The organism is Nocardioides sp. NPDC057767 (assembly GCF_042798275.1).
Taxonomy (GTDB): Bacteria; Actinomycetota; Actinomycetes; order Propionibacteriales; family Nocardioidaceae; genus Nocardioides.
Window position 1 is genome coordinate 1 of record NZ_JBHVKJ010000083.1, and the last position, 16,777, is coordinate 16,777.

Annotated in this window: 17 protein-coding genes; 7 read left to right on the forward strand and 10 right to left on the reverse strand. The window is 68.8% G+C overall.

Going from position 1 to position 16,777, the window contains the following annotated elements:
* Positions 1-105: 105 nt before the first annotated feature.
* The 4 genes from ACFVDI_RS26700 to nth are packed head-to-tail and all read right to left on the reverse strand — an operon-like array spanning position 106 to position 3,309.
* Positions 106-1,284 carry a MarP family serine protease gene (locus ACFVDI_RS26700; RefSeq protein ID WP_378911904.1) on the reverse strand — a complete coding sequence of 393 codons (1,179 nt, stop codon included), beginning with the start codon at positions 1,282-1,284 and terminating at the stop codon, positions 106-108.
* The gene (locus tag ACFVDI_RS26705) at positions 1,281-1,964 is read right to left on the reverse strand and encodes an NUDIX hydrolase (RefSeq protein WP_378911906.1); all 684 of its coding nucleotides are present in this window, start codon (positions 1,962-1,964) and stop codon (positions 1,281-1,283) included. Before ACFVDI_RS26705 ends, ACFVDI_RS26700 begins: the two co-directional genes overlap by 4 nt.
* The gene (locus ACFVDI_RS26710) at positions 1,961-2,593 is read right to left on the reverse strand and encodes a TlpA family protein disulfide reductase (RefSeq protein ID WP_378911908.1); all 633 of its coding nucleotides are present in this window, start codon (positions 2,591-2,593) and stop codon (positions 1,961-1,963) included. Before ACFVDI_RS26710 ends, ACFVDI_RS26705 begins: the two co-directional genes overlap by 4 nt.
* On the reverse strand, positions 2,593-3,309 hold the full coding sequence (gene nth / locus ACFVDI_RS26715) for an endonuclease III (RefSeq protein ID WP_165112801.1): 717 nt from the start codon (positions 3,307-3,309) through the stop codon (positions 2,593-2,595). The genes ACFVDI_RS26710 and nth overlap by 1 nt, the downstream gene beginning before the upstream one ends.
* 210 nt (positions 3,310-3,519) lie before the next feature.
* Here nth and ACFVDI_RS26720 point away from each other — a divergent pair, with 210 nt between their 5' ends.
* From ACFVDI_RS26720 to ACFVDI_RS26730, 3 genes are all read left to right on the forward strand, one after another.
* A complete protein-coding gene (locus ACFVDI_RS26720; protein ID WP_045548977.1) occupies positions 3,520-4,197 on the forward strand; it encodes a Crp/Fnr family transcriptional regulator in 678 nt (225 codons plus the stop codon).
* Positions 4,198-4,268: 71 nt separating this feature from the next.
* Positions 4,269-4,769, forward strand: coding sequence for a SigE family RNA polymerase sigma factor (locus tag ACFVDI_RS26725; protein WP_378911909.1), 501 nt, complete (start codon positions 4,269-4,271; stop codon positions 4,767-4,769).
* Positions 4,762-7,374: a hypothetical protein gene (locus ACFVDI_RS26730; protein WP_378911910.1), complete on the forward strand. Its 2,613-nt coding sequence runs from the start codon at positions 4,762-4,764 to the stop codon at positions 7,372-7,374. The genes ACFVDI_RS26725 and ACFVDI_RS26730 overlap by 8 nt, the downstream gene beginning before the upstream one ends.
* A gap of 6 nt (positions 7,375-7,380) precedes the next feature.
* Here ACFVDI_RS26730 and ACFVDI_RS26735 read toward each other — a convergent pair whose 3' ends face one another.
* From ACFVDI_RS26735 to ACFVDI_RS26755, 5 genes are all read right to left on the reverse strand, one after another.
* Positions 7,381-7,977, reverse strand: coding sequence for a YdeI family protein (locus ACFVDI_RS26735; RefSeq protein ID WP_378911911.1), 597 nt, complete (start codon positions 7,975-7,977; stop codon positions 7,381-7,383).
* Between the two features lie 17 nt (positions 7,978-7,994).
* Positions 7,995-8,789 (reverse strand): MBL fold metallo-hydrolase, encoded by a 795-nt coding sequence (locus ACFVDI_RS26740; RefSeq protein ID WP_378911912.1) that lies wholly within the window; start codon positions 8,787-8,789, stop codon positions 7,995-7,997.
* Positions 8,786-9,661, reverse strand: a complete 876-nt coding sequence (locus tag ACFVDI_RS26745) for an NUDIX hydrolase (protein WP_378911913.1) — start codon at positions 9,659-9,661, stop codon at positions 8,786-8,788. Before ACFVDI_RS26745 ends, ACFVDI_RS26740 begins: the two co-directional genes overlap by 4 nt.
* A 147-nt stretch (positions 9,662-9,808) precedes the next feature.
* Positions 9,809-10,267 (reverse strand): RidA family protein, encoded by a 459-nt coding sequence (locus ACFVDI_RS26750; RefSeq protein WP_328527763.1) that lies wholly within the window; start codon positions 10,265-10,267, stop codon positions 9,809-9,811.
* Positions 10,264-10,419: a hypothetical protein gene (locus tag ACFVDI_RS26755; protein WP_378911914.1), complete on the reverse strand. Its 156-nt coding sequence runs from the start codon at positions 10,417-10,419 to the stop codon at positions 10,264-10,266. Before ACFVDI_RS26755 ends, ACFVDI_RS26750 begins: the two co-directional genes overlap by 4 nt.
* Positions 10,420-10,511: 92 nt before the next feature.
* Here ACFVDI_RS26755 and ACFVDI_RS26760 point away from each other — a divergent pair, with 92 nt between their 5' ends.
* The 3 genes from ACFVDI_RS26760 to ACFVDI_RS26770 all read left to right on the forward strand — a co-directional run bounded on the left by ACFVDI_RS26760 (position 10,512) and on the right by ACFVDI_RS26770 (position 13,638).
* Entirely contained in the window at positions 10,512-11,327 is an 816-nt protein-coding gene (locus ACFVDI_RS26760; RefSeq protein ID WP_378911915.1) for a maleylpyruvate isomerase family mycothiol-dependent enzyme, read from the forward strand.
* A 27-nt stretch (positions 11,328-11,354) separates the two neighbouring features.
* Positions 11,355-12,371: an ArsA-related P-loop ATPase gene (locus tag ACFVDI_RS26765; protein ID WP_378911918.1), complete on the forward strand. Its 1,017-nt coding sequence runs from the start codon at positions 11,355-11,357 to the stop codon at positions 12,369-12,371.
* A 100-nt stretch (positions 12,372-12,471) separates the two neighbouring features.
* Positions 12,472-13,638, forward strand: coding sequence for an ArsA family ATPase (locus tag ACFVDI_RS26770; RefSeq protein WP_378911920.1), 1,167 nt, complete (start codon positions 12,472-12,474; stop codon positions 13,636-13,638).
* A 93-nt stretch (positions 13,639-13,731) separates the two neighbouring features.
* Here the strand turns inward: ACFVDI_RS26770 and ACFVDI_RS26775 are convergent, their stop codons facing one another.
* Entirely contained in the window at positions 13,732-14,007 is a 276-nt protein-coding gene (locus tag ACFVDI_RS26775) for a WhiB family transcriptional regulator (RefSeq protein WP_045548985.1), read from the reverse strand.
* A gap of 219 nt (positions 14,008-14,226) precedes the next feature.
* On the opposite strand from ACFVDI_RS26775, the gene ACFVDI_RS26780 reads away from it, so the two are divergent.
* Positions 14,227-16,677: a transglycosylase domain-containing protein gene (locus ACFVDI_RS26780; RefSeq protein WP_378911922.1), complete on the forward strand. Its 2,451-nt coding sequence runs from the start codon at positions 14,227-14,229 to the stop codon at positions 16,675-16,677.
* The last annotated feature ends 100 nt before the right edge of the window (positions 16,678-16,777 follow it).

Below are 16,777 nucleotides of genomic sequence, written 5' to 3' on the forward strand. Positions count from 1 at the left end.
CCCCTGGATCGCGGGCGCCTACTACGGCGGCGCGGGCGGCGAGATGCACCAACTCGGCCGACCAACGTGACGTCTCGGCCGACCTGCCTGACGCCTCGGCGGAGGTCAGCCGGCGCAGGCCCCGGTGTCGACGGCCGCGGTCTGAGTGCGAGCCTCGCGAGCGATGTCGATGACCTGATCGGTGGTGAGCGCGTAGCCGGTCTCGGAGTCGGTGACCGAGGCGGCAAAGACGACACCAACGACATCACCCTCGGAGTCGACGATGGGGCCGCCGGAGTTGCCGGGGCGGATGAGGCTGCGTACGGAGTAGACGTCTCGGATGACGGTGCCGACGCCGTAGATGTCGGGCGAGCGGAGGCGCTGCTCGGCACGGATTCGGCCGGGCTGTACGTCGAAGGGGCCGTCCTGTGGATATCCGAGGACAGCGATCGGGTCCTCAGCGGCGGCGGTGCGATCGAACTCGAGACGGTCGAGGTTTCCGCCGCCCTTGAACTTCAGGACCGCGATGTCGATCTCGGGGTCGTAGTGGACGACCTTGGCGTCGTTGGCACCGTCACCGACGATCACGTTGGGGTCGTCGACGCCGGCGACGACGTGAGCGTTGGTCATCAGGTAACCGCGCCCGATGACGAAGCCGGTGCCCTCGACGCCCTTGCCGCACTCGTTGGCGCCGCGGATCTTGAGGACCGACTCCCCGGCGCGTACGACATCGGGGTCGGTGAGCATCCGCCGCGGGCCCGGCCCGACCTCGACGATCCGCTCGCGGGCGAACGGCTCCAGGTAGCGCGGGAAGAACGAGGTGCCGACGACGTCGTTGAACGCCCGCAGCGCGCGGTCGGCGGGAGACGGCATGATCGAGTCGACCTTGGCGAGGATCGCCGACCCGCGTACGGCTGGGGTCAGCCCGTTGATCTGGGCCCCCGAGACCGCCACGCCGAGTGCCCAGGCGACCACGAGCACGGCAGCCGCGCTGAGCAGGGAACCACCGAGCGCATCGACGATCCGGGCAGGCTGCCAGGTGATCTCGTCGCGCACCCTGACACCGCCGTACTGCAGCACCGCCTGGCCGATGGACGCACAGGCGATCACGACGAACAGCGCACCGAGCGAGACCCACAACGACGGGGCCGCGCTGCCCAGCACCTTCGGCGCCAGCCAGATGCCGATGAAGCCGCCGAGCAGGAGTCCGCCGGTCGCGAAGGCACCCGTGATGAAGCCCTGCCAGTAGCCCGAAAGCGCGTAGGCCCCGACGAGGATGATCAGGATCCAATCAAGAAAGTTCACGGCCGATTCCGTTCGCGTCCCTGCAGCATGTATTCGGGCAACTCCTTGATCGGGGCGTCCGGAATCTCCGAGATCCACCCGAGATAGGTGAAGAAGCGGTTGATGATTCCACCTGTAAAGCCCCAGAGGATGACATCCTTCTCCGGTCCGATCAAGAACGCGGGCATCAGCCATCCGCCGCGCCCCGGCGAACCCACCTGGATCCGATGGGCCGGATCCATGAGATCGGACAACGGCACCCGATAGACCGCGTGCACCTCCTCGACCGAGCGCGTCGTCACCGGCGAGGGCTCGCGCCACCACGCGATGATCGGCACCACCGCGTGGTTGGAGAACGGGATCCACAGCGCCGGAAGCCGGCCGACCACGTCGACACCGGTCGGATCGAGACCGGTCTCCTCCCATGCCTCCCGGAGCGCGGCCTCCTCGGCGGTCTCCCCCGGGTCGAGCCGGCCGCCCGGGAACGACACCTGGCCGGGGTGCGAGCGCATGGTGTGCGAGCGCTCGGTCAGCAACAGATCGGGACCGTCGGGACCATCACCGAAGAGCATGAGCACCGCTGATTCCCGCGCGCTGCCGTCCGCCGGCGGAAGGAACTGCGAGATGTCCTCGCCCTGGATCCGCTCGGCTGCTCCGACGATCTCGTCGAACCACTCCGGCCGTGTCCCATTGGCGGTCACAGCGTGATCCCCAGCTTCTTCTCCACGAGCTCCTTGACCTGGTTCGCGCTGGTCATTCCGCCCATCTGCAGCAGCTCCACCTCACCTGAGGAGGACAGGACGTACGTCGCTGGCACCGCTCTCGCCGTGAGCGGGCCGCCCTGCAGGTCACCGCCGGGATCGGCGTACATCGGGAAGGTCACCCCGCGCGAGATCGCCTCCTCGAGCGCGACCCCGGGCACGGTGTCCATGACGTCGATGCCGATCACCGGCACCTCGTCGCCGTAGGTCTCGTAGAAGCTCTGCAGCGCAGGCATCTCCTCCTTGCAGGGAGCGCAGAACCCCTGGAAGAGGTTGATCACCATGGGCCCCTGGAAGGAGGCGAGATCGACCGATTCGCCACCGCCGAGGCAGGGCAGCTCGATCGCCGGCAGACCGCCGTCACTCGCAGGGCCCGGCCGGCACTCCTCCACGTCGGATGCCTTCTTGGCCGCGACCATGTCGTCGGTGGCGACGTCGACGTTCGAGGCGGACGGTCCGTCGCCGAGCGGCGCGCCGGACTGCCCGCCGCCGGCCGGGGACTCGGTGCCGCACCCGGCAAGGCTCGCCAGCAGCAGAGCGGCCACCGCCGCACCAACTCGACGAACCATCAGTTGCGGCCCTCCGTGCGGACCAGCTTCGCGGCCGCGACCGGGTCGGTCGGCCCCTCACCGTACGCAGGGCACAGCTGCGACACCGGGCAGGCACCACACGCCGGCTTCTGGGCGTGACAGATCCGTCGCCCATGCCAGATCACGTGGTGGGACAGCATCGTCCAGTCCCGCTTCTCGAACAGCGCGCCGACCTCGTGCTCGACCTTGACCGGGTCCTTCTCGGTCGTCCAGCCGAAGCGCCTCGAGAGCCGCCCGAAGTGGGTGTCGACGGTGATCCCCGGCTTGCCGAACGCGTTGCCGAGCACCACGTTGGCGGTCTTGCGCCCGACACCGGGCAGCTTGACCAGCTGCTCCAGGCGGGAGGGCACCTCCCCGTCGTACTCCTCCACCAGCACCGCACTCAGCTTCAGCAGCGCCTCGGTCTTGGCACGGAAGAAGCCGAGCGGCCCGACGAGCTGCTCCAGGTGCTCCCGTGGCGCCGCGGCCATCTCCTTCGCGGTCGGGTAGGCCGCGAACAGAGCGGGCGAGGCGAGGTTCACCCGCTTGTCGGTCGTCTGTGCGCTCAGCACCGTGACGACCAGGCACTCGAACGGATTGGTGAAGTCGAGCTCGGCCTTCGCATCCGGGTAGGTCTCGCCGAGGATGCGGTCGATCCGACGGGCGCGACGCACCAGACCCAGGCGCGTCTCAGTCGCAAACTTCTGGGCAGGCACGCAGCAAGGCTACGCGGCCGCACCGACAATCCCGATCCGGCCCAGCAGACGACTAGCACAAGTACCGCCACGCGCATGCACTTTTCTGGGCCTATTGGTGACCTATCGGCGGCTTATCGGTGGGGGATGTGCACCTGTGAGACGTTCCACAGATAGGATTCCCGGTGTAATACCCGCGGATGTGGGGATAATCCAGGAGGAATGGCCGCAATGGACAACGACGTACTCCGTCAGGCACCGCTCTTCAGCGCACTCGACGACGAGTCGATGACGGCCCTGCACGCCTCGATGGCAGAGTCGAAGCTCCGCCGCGGAGAGGTGCTCTTTCACGAGGGCGACTCCGGCGACAAGCTGTACGTCGTGATCGACGGCAAGGTGAAGCTCGGCCGCACCTCGTCCGACGGCCGTGAGAACCTGCTCGCGATCATGGGCCCCGGCCAGATGTTCGGCGAGCTCTCGCTCTTCGACCCGGGCCCCCGCTCGGCCACCGTCACCGCGGTCACCGACTCCACCTTCGCCAGCCTGTCGCACGAAGACCTCCTGAAGTGGCTCGAGGGCCGCCCGGTCGTCGCCCGCGGCCTGCTCGCCCAGCTCGCCGGCCGCCTCCGCAAGGCCAACGATGTCGTCGCCGACCTCGTCTTCTCCGACGTCCCCGGCCGGGTCGCGAAGGCTCTGCTCGACCTCGCCGACCGCTTCGGCCGCACCGCCGACGACGGCGTCCACGTCCACCACGACCTCACCCAGGAGGAGCTCGCCCAGCTCGTCGGCGCCTCCCGCGAGACGGTCAACAAGGCCCTGGCCGACTTCGCCAGCCGCGGCTGGCTCCGCCTCGAGCCGCGCAGCGTGGTCATCATGGATATCGAGCGCATGGCCCGCCGCGCCCGCTGAGTCTTTACCTTCCAACAGGCACCCGGCCTCCTCTCACTCGGCGTAGTAGCCGGTGAAAGGAGGCCGTGCCTTTGTCCCCCACAGATCTCGATCGCGGGGCGTTCGAGCATTTCGTACGCACCCGAGTGCCCGCGCTCTCCCGAACCGCCTACCTGCTCACCGGTGACGCGCACCTCGCCGAAGATCTCGTCCAGCAGGCACTCTTCTCCGCCGCGAAGTCGTGGCATCGCATCCACGGTGACCCCGAGCCGTACGTCCGTCGCATCCTCTACACCCAGAACATCTCCTGGTGGCGCCGACGTCGCCTCCAGGAGACTCCGATGGAGTCGTACGAAGCACCTTCTGCCCCGGCCAAGGACTCCGATCTCCGGCTGAGCCTCGAGCAGGCGCTCGCCGAGCTGACCCCGAGACAGCGCACGATCCTCGTGCTCAGGTTCTTCGAAGATCTCACCGAGGTCCAGACCGCCCACGTCCTCGGGATCCACTCCGGCACGGTCAAGTCCACGACCCGTAAGGCTCTCGACCGCCTGCGCACCCTCGCACCTCATCTCGAGGAGCTCCTCCATGACTGACCAGCAGCTCCGCGAGGAGCTCCACCGCATCGCCGAGCGTGCCCCCGAGGCGTACGTCCCCACCGACCTCTTCGCCCGCGGCCGCCGGGCCCATCGCCGCTCGGTCGTCATCGCCATCGGTGCGATCTCGGTTGCCATCGCCTTCATCGCCGGCTCCTTCGCCCTCGCCCCCACCCGCGACTCTGCCGAGGTCGACCCCGGCCGCGGCGGCACCGAACTCGCCGTCCCGGACACGATCTATGCGGCGCCGACGTGGCTCGCCGAGACCGAAAACGGCCACTACGTCAATGCCGGGAAGCTGGAACACGACCTGGCCATCGGCACCGGCGCGATCGCGTACGTCCAACCGGCTCGGGACTCGAACGGTGCCGTCGCGATCGTCGTCGATGCCGACGACGGCAACTACCACCCGCTCGCTCTCGATGACTTCATCGGCCTCGATCCCTACTGGAAGAACTCATACGACGACAACGCTGGGCACCGCCCTCTCGCGCTTTCACCGGACGGGACCCACCTGGCGTGGTCATGGGGACTGGGCCGAGACGCGGCACCCGACAGTCCGCCGGCCTCGGGCGGCGTACGCATCGCCGACCTGGCCACCGGCGAAGTCTCCGAGTGGGACCTCAGCAACGACGGGGCCACCTACGTCACCGGCGTGGAGTGGTCCGAGGGCAGCAGCCAGCTGCTCTGGACGGGCCTCCAGATGGACCGCTGGGACTCCGAGGGGTACGTCCCAGCTGACGCCGTGGCTGGGGTCATCACGCACGCGTCGGGCACCGTGTCCACCTACTCCGGCGGGATCGGCACGGTGACGGGCCTCAGCCTGTGGGCGGTCTCCGACGACGGAACCATCGCCTTCAACGGGGCTTCGGACTCCGCTCTCCACGTCCAACGGCCGAGCGGCGAGATCACACCGCTGGCTCTGCCCGACAACGCCTACGCGCCGAGCATCTTCCATGGATCTGACCTCTACGTCACCACGGAGGACGGCCTGGCCCGCGTCGACGGCAGCGGCCCGACGTACCCGAGCCCGAACAAGATGCCACTGGTTCCGGTTGGCTGGGTCGGCGACGGGCCCCTGTTCAAAATCGAGGGCCAAGACGACGTCTACTTCGGCCAGGTCTGGGCGGTCGACGATGCGACCGGAGACGGGAACACCGGCGGCAACTCCCTGATCGCGGTCGACGGCGACGCGAACATCGTGGTCGACACCGTCAGCATCGCGTACGCCCTCATCGATGCCGACTCGATCAAGCACTCGACGGTGCACCGCAGCAAGCCGTTCTTCATGCCTCTGTGGGCCGGCACCGCAGTGTTCTGGCTGGTCGCGGCGGTTGTGGTCATCTCGGTCGTGGTCGCCGTCCGCTGGCGGCGGGCGAGGCGCGTGCTCGCAACCGCCATCCCTCTCGCCTGTGTTCTCGCCGTCGTCGGCGCGTTCGTCTTCTTTGATCCCGCCGGCCTCCTGCCGCAGGGCGCGAAGGTGGAAGGCTCCGGCGGCACGATCGAGATCGCATCCTCTTCGCCGGACTCTGAGACTCCGAGCCGCGCGGTGATCCCGCGACGCATCCGCTGGGCGGACCCCTTCACCGAGCCCGACGTCCCAGTCTCCGATGTTCCCGTCGTCGACTCCCTAGCGGTCGGCCGCGCCATCCTCGCGTTCGGCGACGAGAGCAACGCAATAGATGACCAGGAAAACTGCGAGGAGTACTGCGAAGGGGTCGCGGTGGTGATCACCGCCGACGGCGAATACAAGCGTCTGGCTCTGCCGGGAACTGACAGCTTCTTCGCGATGCGGGAAGAAGGGGCCATGCATCTCTCTCCCGACGGCCTCCACCTGGCGTACGCCACCAAGGACTCCGGCCTCAACGTCATCAACCTGCAGACGGGGAAGGTGACCAATCCCGTCGAACTCGAGCGCGGGAGGGTCACCAGTTTCTCTTGGTCACCGGACTCGTCGTGGTTGGTCTGGGACTCCAACTACGAAGACCAGCGGGCCGGTCGCATCACGCCCGACGGCACCATCGAACCGCTCCCCGACGGCGACTGGGCCAACGCGGGCATCGGCAACGACGGCACCGTCGCCGCCAGCACCGAATTCGGCACCCGGTTCTGGCCCGAGGACGACGCTGCGGACCTGCCCGGCGCGGGTCAGGAAGGCCAGTCGACCTGGGTCGGCACCGGCACGGCGGAGGACGGACGCGACGATGTCCGAACGATCGAAAGCGACTTGTCCACGCGGATCGACTTCGCGATCGGCCCGACCGGTCGTGGTGTCGACGTCGACGGTCGCCGGCTCGTCGAGGTCGCGGGTTGGATGAACGACGGGACCCCATTCATCGTGACAGCGGGAGACGATGGCAACGATCTCCGCACCGTCGCCGACGACGGATCGACCGAGATCGTGGCGGAGATCGACTCCCGGCTGCAGATGTTGAGCATCGCCACCGCCCTCCCCGAGGATCTGGCCGTCCAGACACCGAACACCGAGTGGGCCGAGGCCAGCCCGCTCCGCTGGCTGCCGCCCATCGGAGCCATCGGTGCAGTCGTGACCGGCTTCCTCACCTGGGGACACGTCAGACGAAAGAAGACCGAGACGGCCACCTGAACGGAGCTACTGAGGCCGGCGCTTCTGGGGATGGATCGTCTCGTGACGCGCGAGCATGGCGACGTACTCCTCGATCCTGCGGACCCGCGCGGCCTCGGTCTTCAGCGCGGTGATGCGGTGATAGAGGGCGTAGCGGTTCTGCGAAGTGAGGACGTCGTACATCGCCTGCGCCTCGGGCACCGCGGCGATCGCGGCGAGGAGATCGGGAGGCGTCTCGGCGGTGGCCGGACCGGCGTACGCCGCCTCCCACCGCCCATCCGCCTTCGCCGCGTCCACGGCTGCCCGTCCGGCGGCGGTCATCCGGCCCTCGGACTCGAGACGGTCGATGTGCTCGACGTTCCTCAGTGACCAGCGGCTCTTCGGCCCACGCGGGGTGAACCGCTGGAACGACGACTGTTCGTCGCGCCGCCGGGCCTGACCGTCGATCCAGCCGAAGCACAGCGCTTCGTCGAGCGCGGTCTGCCAGGTCAACGTGGTGAGCGTGCCGCCCTTCTTGGTCAGCACCAGCCAGACCGCGGGCGTGTCGGCATGATGCTCCTCCAGCCAACCCCGCCATGCCGGCGGATCGGGAAGCAGGAGCTCGACTCCGGGCAGGGTGGCCATGAGCCGAAGAGTAGGCCTCAGCGCTCGGCGAGGTAAGCCAATTGCGCCCTCACCGAGAGCTCGGCCGCTCCCCAGAGGACCTGGTCGACATCGGCGTACACGATCTCGACGATCGCCCGCGGATCTGCGTCGACCGGAGTGACCCCGAGCCCGGCCACGGCATCCTCGACCTGGCCGAGGCGCTCGCGACGGTGGGCGATGTAGTAGTCGAGAGCCCCGAGAGCGTTGCCGATGACCGGCCCGTGACCAGGCCAGACGCTGCCGACACCGTGCTCGGAGGCGAGCGCGTGCAGGCGGTCGAGGGAGTCCAGATAGGCGCCGAGCTCACCGTCGGGGTGGGCGACGACCGTGGTCCCCCGCCCGAGGACGGTGTCTCCGGTCAGCACCGCTCCGTCCCCCGGCAGCCAGAAGGACAGGGAGTCCGAGGTGTGCCCGGGGGTCCCGACGACGCGGATCTCGAGACCGTCGACCTCGATCACGTCGCCGTCACCGAGCCCCTCGGTGCCGAGCCGGTATTCAGGATCAAGAGCGCGTACGCCGGCCCCGACCCGCTCGGCGAAGGCCCGCGCCGCCTCGGAGTGGTCGTAGTGGTGATGGGTCAGCAGCACCGTCGCCACCTCGCCGGCCGCCTCCGCGACCGCATCGAGATGCCCCTCGTCGAGCGGACCGGGGTCGATCACGACCGACCGGCGCGCTCCGGGCTCGCGCAGCACCCAGGTGTTGGTGCCGTCGAGCGACATGATGCCGGGATTGGGCGCGAGGATGCACTGTCCGCGCTCGCCGAAGGCCCCACCTGACCAGGACTCGTTCATGAGCGTCCCCTTCCGGCGACGAGCGATGCGTGCAGCGGCATCATCGACAGCGCGTGGCCTCCGTCGACCGCGGTGACGGCCGGTGTGAACATGGTCAGTTCGCGCTCGGCCGCGGCGGAGAGCACGTCGTCCTCGGAGCCGATCGAGGCGACCTCGAGGCAGTTGAGGTAGGTCGGTGGCATCATCGCCAGCTCGCCGGCCTCGACCTGGTCGACGGCCTCGGCGGCGCTGAGCCAGTGCACCGAGGACGACTCACTCGACACGTCACGCGTCACCTGCCCCTCGGGTAGCCGGGCGACGAAGAACCAGGTCGCGAACCGCTTCGGCTCGAAGACCGGCGTCGTCCACGCGGCCCACGGCGCCAACAGATCCGTACGCAGCACCAGCCCGCGCCGGGTCAGCAGCTCGGTCAACGACAGCGAGCGCGACTCCAGGGCGACCCGATCCGCCTCCCAGTCCGCTCCCGAGACGTCGCTGACGACGGCATCGGCCGACGCGCCTGCGAGCAGGACCCCGCACTCCTCGAACGTCTCCCGCACCGCCGCGGCGACCAGCGCCCGTGCCCGGGACTCGTCTACCCCCAGCCGGCGCGCCCACTCGGGGGCGGACGGCCCGGCCCAGCAGGCGTCGGGCAGCTCGGCGTCGCGTACGTCCACACCACCGCCGGGGAAGACCGCCATCCCGGCGGCGAAGCCCATCGTCAGCTGACGACGGAGCAGGTAGACCTCGGGGCCCGACGAGGAGCCCGGCCGCAACAGCAGGACCGTCGCCGCGTCGCGCGGCTCGACCGGGGTGCGTACGCCCTCGGCGTACTCCCCGGCCAACGCCACGATGTCGTCACCAAGCCGGACAGGAGGGATCGGGATGCGCACATTTGTCACTGTAGCGACGCCCGGCCTCGCCACACTGTGCAGCTTGCTGGGTCTCGACCCGCGGTCACGGCTTCGCAAGCTCAGCCGTGCGCTCGCTCGAGCTCTTCGCGTTGCAGCTCGGCTCGCTACGCTCGCCGAGTCGCAGGCTCAGATCTCGACGACGATCTCCACCTCGACAGGAGCGTCGAGCGGCAGAACGGGCACACCGACCGCCGAGCGCGCGTGGCGGCCGGCATCGCCGAAGACCTTGCCGAGCAGCTCGGAGGCGCCGTTGGCGACACCCGGCTGGCCGGTGAAGTCGGGCGTGGAGGCGACGAAGCACAGCACCTTCACGACCCGCTTGACCTGCGAGAGGTCACCGATCTCGGCCTTGACCGCGGCCAGGGCGTTGAGCGCGCACTGCTGCGCCGCCGCGTAGCCGTCCTCGGCCGACACGTCGCCGCCGACCTTGCCGACCGAGAGCAGCGCACCGTCCTTCATCGGGAGCTGGCCGGAGGTGAAGACGTGGTTGCCCGAGCGCACCGCCGGGATGTAGGCCGCCACCGGCGGAACCACGTCCGGAACGCTCAGCCCGAGCTCCGCGAGGACCTCCTCGGGGGCCGTCACTCCGAGACCGCCCGCTTGAAGAAGCCGACGTAGTTGCCGGTGCCGTTGTCGAGGATGGTGATGAGCTCCCACCCGTCGGCGCCGAAGTTGTTGAGGATCTGCGCCGCTGCGTGATTGAGGACCGGCGCCACCTGGTATTCCCACTTGGTCATATCCGCACCCTACTTCGCGAGGTTCCGGCCGATCTTCTCGATGACATGGTTGGATCTTCCAACCGAGCCCCGGACCCACTACCGTCGGGCCCGTGACTTCCACTGAGCAGCTGAAGACGTACGTCGACACCTGGTGGTCCTCGATCCAGGATCTCCTCGCGCTCCTGGAGGAGCTCGCCGAGACCGACTGGGACCAGCCCACCGACCTGCCCGGCTGGGACGTCCGTGCCATCGCCTCCCACGTCGCCCACCTCGAGGGCCTGACCGCGGGCGCACCCCGCGAGGAGGCGGAGATCCCCGAGTCGGCTCACATCAAGTCGCCGATGGGCCAGTTCACCGAGATCGGCGTGCTCACCCGCCGCGAGGCCGACCCGGCCAGCATCATCGACGAGATCCGCCGCTACTCCGCCGTACGCCACGAGGAGCTGCTCGCCGCCCCACCGGAGGATCCCGCGGCGCCCGCACCCGGCGTCTTCGGCGCGATCGGGTGGACCAACGGCAAGCTGCTCCGCAACCGGCCGCTCGATGTCTGGCTGCACGAGCAGGACATCCGGCGCGCGACCGGCCGCCCGGGCAACCTCGACACCCCCGGTGCCCTCCACACCGCCGACTATCTCCTCGAAGGCGTCGGGTTCGTGCTCGCCAAGAAGGCCGGCGCCGACCCCGGCTGCACGGTCGTCGTCGAGGCCGAGGGCCACGCTCCGTACGCCTTCGCCGTCACCCGCGAGGGCAAGGGAGTCCCCGTCGCGGACCCGGTGGCCGACCCCACCGTCACCCTCTCCACCGACCGCGAGACGTACGTCCTCCTCGCCGGCGGGCGCGCCTCCGCCGACCCCGCCAAGGTGAGGATCACCGGCGACATCACGCTCGGCACCAAGATCGTCGAGAACCTCAACATCACCCCCTGACGACACGTCCCCGTTAGAGTCGCTCCTATGAGTTCCGACTGGCCCCACGTGCAGCTGCATGTGGTGACCGGCAAGGGCGGCACGGGCAAGTCGACGGTGGCGGCGGCGCTGGCGCTCGGGCTGGCCTCCCACGGGAAGAACGTCCTGCTCTGCGAGGTCGAGGGCCGGCAGGGTGTGGCGCGGATGTTCGACGTCGACCCGCTGCCCTATGCCGAGACCCGCATCGCGACCGGGCTACGGATGCGCTCCCGGTCCGGTGCCGACGCCGAGCCGGGCAACGTCTACGCCCTGCACATCGCCCCCGAGGAGGCCCTCCTCGAATACCTCAAGATGTACTACAAGCTCGGCCCGGCCGGCCGCGCCCTCGACCGCTTCGGCGTGATCGAGTTCGCGACCACGATCGCGCCCGGCGTCAGGGACGTCCTCCTCACCGGCAAGCTCTTCGAGGCCGTCCAGCGCAACAGCCGCAACAAGGGCGCCCGGACCTACGACGCCGTGGTGCTCGACGCTCCCCCGACCGGCCGGATCACCAGCTTCCTGAACGTGTCCGAATCGGTTGCGGGCCTGGCCAAGGTCGGCCCGATCAAGAACCAGGCCGACACGATGATGACCCTGTTCCGCTCCCGGCGGACCGCGGTCCATCTGGTCACCCTGCTCGAAGAGATGCCGGTCCAGGAGACCGCCGACGGCATCGGCGAGCTGCGTTCCGCCGGGCTCCCGGTCGGCGGCGTCATCGTCAACCAGGTGCGCCCCCGTGACCTTCCCGACGAGTCCCTCGCCGCCGCCCTCGCCGGCTCGCTCGACGGCGAGACCATCGCCGAGGACCTCAAGCGCGCCGGCGTCGAACCCGACCCGGCCCTGATCGCCGCCCTGACCGCGGAGGCGAAGGAGTACGCCGAGCGCCGAGCCCTCGAGGACGCCCAGCGTGACCTCGTGGCCGATCTCGGTGTTCCGACCTACGAGCTCAATCGGATCGCCGGCGGCATCGACATCGGCGGGCTCTACGAGCTCGCTGCCGAGCTGAAGGACCAGGGGCTCGCATGAGCGAGCGCATGAGCGAGCGCATGAGCGAGCGCAAGCGAGCGGCAACATGGGTCGTGCCGCCGGTTCTACATACTTCGCACTGCACTACGGAGGCGGCGGCATGACGTCCCACCCACGCGTCGGCCCGCTGGCCGCCCACGCCGAGCACACCCGAACCCTCGAGGTCGACCGCCTGCTCGACGACCGCGACACCCACATCATCGTCTGCTGCGGCAGCGGCGGGGTCGGCAAGACGACGACGTCGGCCGCACTCGCGCTGCGGGCGGCAGAACGCGGGCGCAAGGTGGTCGTGCTGACGATCGACCCGGCCCGACGCCTCGCCCAGTCGATGGGCATCGCCCAGCTCGACAACACGCCCCGCCCGGTTCCCGGGGTCGGCCCGGGCCGGCTCGACGCGATGATGCTCGACATGAAGCGCACCTTCGACGAGGTGGTCGAGTCCCAGGCCAGCCCCGAGAAGGCCCAGCAGATCCTCAACAACCAGTTCTACGTCGCGCTGAGCTCCAGCTTCGCGGGCACGCAGGAATACATGGCGATGGAGAAGCTCGGCCAGCTCTACCGTGACTCCTTCGCCCACAACGGCGGCAACGGCGACTACGACCTGATCGTCGTCGACACGCCCCCGAGCCGGAGCGCCCTCGACTTCCTCGACGCGCCCGAGCGGCTCTCCAGCTTCCTCGACGGCCGGTTCCTGCGCCTGATGCTCGCGCCTGCGAAGGGACCGGTCCGGCTGATGTCGGCCGGGATCAGCATCGTGACCAACGCGCTCAAGAAGGTGCTCGGCGGGCAGATGCTCACCGACCTGCAGACCTTCGTCACCGCGCTCGACACCGTCTTCGGTGGCTTCCGGCAACGGGCGCAGGAGACGTACGCATTGCTCCAGGCCGACGAGACCGCCTTCCTCGTCATCGCCGCACCCGAGCCCGACGCCCTGCGCGAGGCCGCCTACTTCGTCGAGCGGCTCTCCGGCGACCGGATGCCACTGCAGGGGCTGGTGGTCAACCGGGCCACGCTGCCCGACGACGCCTCGCTCACCGCCGCCGCGGCCGGCGCCGCCTCGGAGCGGCTTCCCGACGCGCCGCTCACCGCCGGGCTGCTGCGGCTCCACGCCGACCGCGCGCTCCTGGTCGAACGTCAGAACCAGCTGCGCGAGCGCTTCGCCGTCGCCCACCCCCAGGTGCCGACCGCCGTGGTGCCGGCGCTGCCCGGTGACGTACACGATCTCGACGGGCTCCGCGAGATCGGCCGGCTGCTGGGCCAGGGCTGAACACCTGGAAATGAGTCGAGCCAGGACGTACGTGATGTACGTCCTGGCTCAGACCAAGATCTTCAGCGATCCACTCGAGTAGGGGACGAGTGATCACTCCACCGAGGCACGGGTGCGTGCGGCCTCGAGCACGGCGCGCCAGGAGGCGTTGGGGCTGCGGCGGAGCAGCGCACGACGCTCGCGCTCGGTCATGCCGCCCCAGACACCCCACTCGATCTGGTTGTCGAGCGCCTCGGCCAGGCACTCGGTGCGGACGACGCAGCCCGAGCAGACCATCTTGGCCTTGTTCTGCTCGGCTCCACGCACGAAGAGCTCGTCGGGCTCGTTCTCACGACAAGCGGCCTGCAGCGACCATTCATCAACCCACATTGTGTGCCATCCCTTCGTCGGAGCGCTTCGCCCTCCCCGGTCTGACGGCGTGGGCGCCCGTGCGGACTAAAGGTTAAGGACCCTGACCTGTCGAGTGACACACCCTTCTTACCCAAAGTACGTAGTCCGAAATGACTAGTAGGGCCCTCGGGACCCGTTTGCGGCCTCCCTGTCCGGCCCCGATTGCGAATCCTGTGCTATTAGCCACGATCACCTACGATGACCAGCATGTCCTCGCCGTCGCTGCGCCCGCAGACCGTGCTCAAGCATCTCGTCGTCATGTGTGGGGTGGCAGCCGTCCTCGGGGTCGTCGCCGCAGGTCTGGCCATCCCGTTCGCCGGGGTGGCCGGGATCGCGGCCAAGGAGACCGCCGAGAAGATGGACTCGCTGCCGAAGGCCTTCGAGGTCGACGACATGTCACAGACGACCAAGATCGTCGACCGCAAGGGCAACCTGATCACGACGCTCTACGACCAGAACCGCGTCTACCGCCCGCTCGACCAGATCTCGTCCAACATGACGAAGGCGCTCCTGGCGATCGAGGACTACCGCTTCTACCAGCACGGCGCGATGGACCTGAAGGGCACGCTGCGCGCGCTGATCACCAACCAGGCCAGCGACTCGGTCCAGGGTGGTTCCTCGATCACCCAGCAGCTGGTGAAGACGACGCTCGTCTACTCCGCGAAGACCGAGGCCGAGCGCAAGGCGGCCATCGAGAAGTCGACCGCCCGCAAGATCCGCGAGCTGCGCTACGCGATCGCGCTGGAGGAGCAGCACTCCAAGGACTGGATCCTGGAGCGCTACCTCAACGCGGCCTACTTCGGTGACGGTGCCTATGGCGTCCAGGCGGCCGCGAAGCACTACTTCAACGTCAACGCGTCCGAGCTCAACTGGCAGCAGTCGGCGATGCTGGCCGGGATGGTGAAGAACCCCACCGGCTATGACCCGACCAACTACCCCGACGCCACCATCGCCCGCCGCAACGTCGTCATCGACCGGATGGCCGCTCTCAAGGTCGTCTCCCGCCCCGAGGCGGAGAAGCTGAAGGACGCCGGCCTCGGCCTCAACGTGCAGAAGCAGCGCAACGGCTGCCTCGGGTCGTCCGCGGAGTTCTTCTGCGACTACGTGATCAAGTGGCTGCTCAAGGACCCGGCCTTCGGCGAGAACGAGACCGACCGACTGGCGCTGATCAAGTCCGGCGGGCTGACCATCAAGACCACGCTCGACCAGCGTTTCCAGGACGCCGCCCAGGAGTCCGTCGAGGACCACGTCTACGCCACCGACCAGGCCATCGGTGCGCTGGCCATGGTCGAGCCCGGCACCGGCAGGGTGCGGGCGCTGGCGCAGTCACGCCCGATGGGTGACAACAAGAAGAAGGGCCAGTCCTACCTCAACTACCTGGTCCCGAAGGAGAAGGCAGGCGACTCCAACGGCTTCCAGGCCGGGTCGACCTTCAAGGCGTTCACCCTGGCCGCGGCCATCGAGCAGGGCTTCCCGCTCAAGCAGCAGATCAACTCGCCCGAGGAGCTGACCCTCGCCGAGTCGACCTTCGCCGGGTGTCCCGGAGACGGAAGGCGGGTCGGCACCCACACCTTCCACAACTCCACGACCTCGGGCAGCAAGGACGCCTACACCGGCACTCGGGAGTCGGTGAACACCTTCTACGCCCAGCTCTTCCAGCTCACCGGGATGTGCACGCCCTACAAGATGGCGCAGAAGATGGGCATCAAGCTGACCGCGCCGTTCGGCGTCAGCTACGACGACGGCCACCTCTGCAAGCCGAGCGAGACCCGTTGCGGCGGCGCGGAGCGCGTGCCCACCTTCACTCTTGGCGTCGTCGACGTCAGCCCGCTGGAGATGGCCGAGGCGTACGCGACGTTCGGCGCTCGTGGCAAGCACTGTGACTCGGTGCCGGTCAACGAGATCCTCGACGCCAACGGCAAGGTGCTCAAGACCTACAAGCCCACCTGCGAGCAGGCGATGGCGAAGGGCACCGCCGACGCGGTCAACGACATCCTCCGCGGTGTGATGGAGGGCGGCGGTTTCGCGGCCAACCAGGCCCTGTCCGTGCCGAGCGCCGGCAAGACCGGCACCACGCAGGAGGGCAAGGCGGTCTGGCTGATGGGCTACACCCCGCGGCTGGCCACGGCCGCAATGATCGCGGGTGCCAACTCGAAGGGCACACCGCTCAAGCTCGGCGGCCAGTACGTCGGCGGTGACTACATCGCCACTGCATCCGGATCAGGGTTCGCCGGCCCCATGTGGGGTGATGCGATGAAGGTGATCGACAAGTACCTCAAGTGGGTCGACTTCCAGGAGCCCGACCCGAACGTGATCGCCGGCCGCACCGTCGACGTCCCGTGGACCGGCGGCATGACCGTCGAGAAGGCGACGAAGGTGCTGAGGAACGCCGGCTTCCAGGTCCAGGTCGGACCGGAGGCCTACTCCGAGTACGACCGCGGTCTGGTTGCCTTCACGACCCCGTCCGGAGACGCCGCCGAGGGCTCGCCGGTCACCATCTACACCTCGCTCGGCCCGGAGCCGAAGCCCGAGCCGAAGAAGAAGAAAAAGCAGCCCGAGGAGTCAGCGCCCCCGCCCGAAGAGGAGCGACAGAAGCCGAGAGCGGCTTCGGACGAGCCCGACTTCGGCTGGGAGTGGCCGACCGGCTGATCCGGACCCGCGCCCCGACGAAAGCGATCGCGAAGAGCACGACGAGCGCGAAGGCGAACACGACGATCCGCCCACGACGGGTGAGCCGCACCGTCGAGCG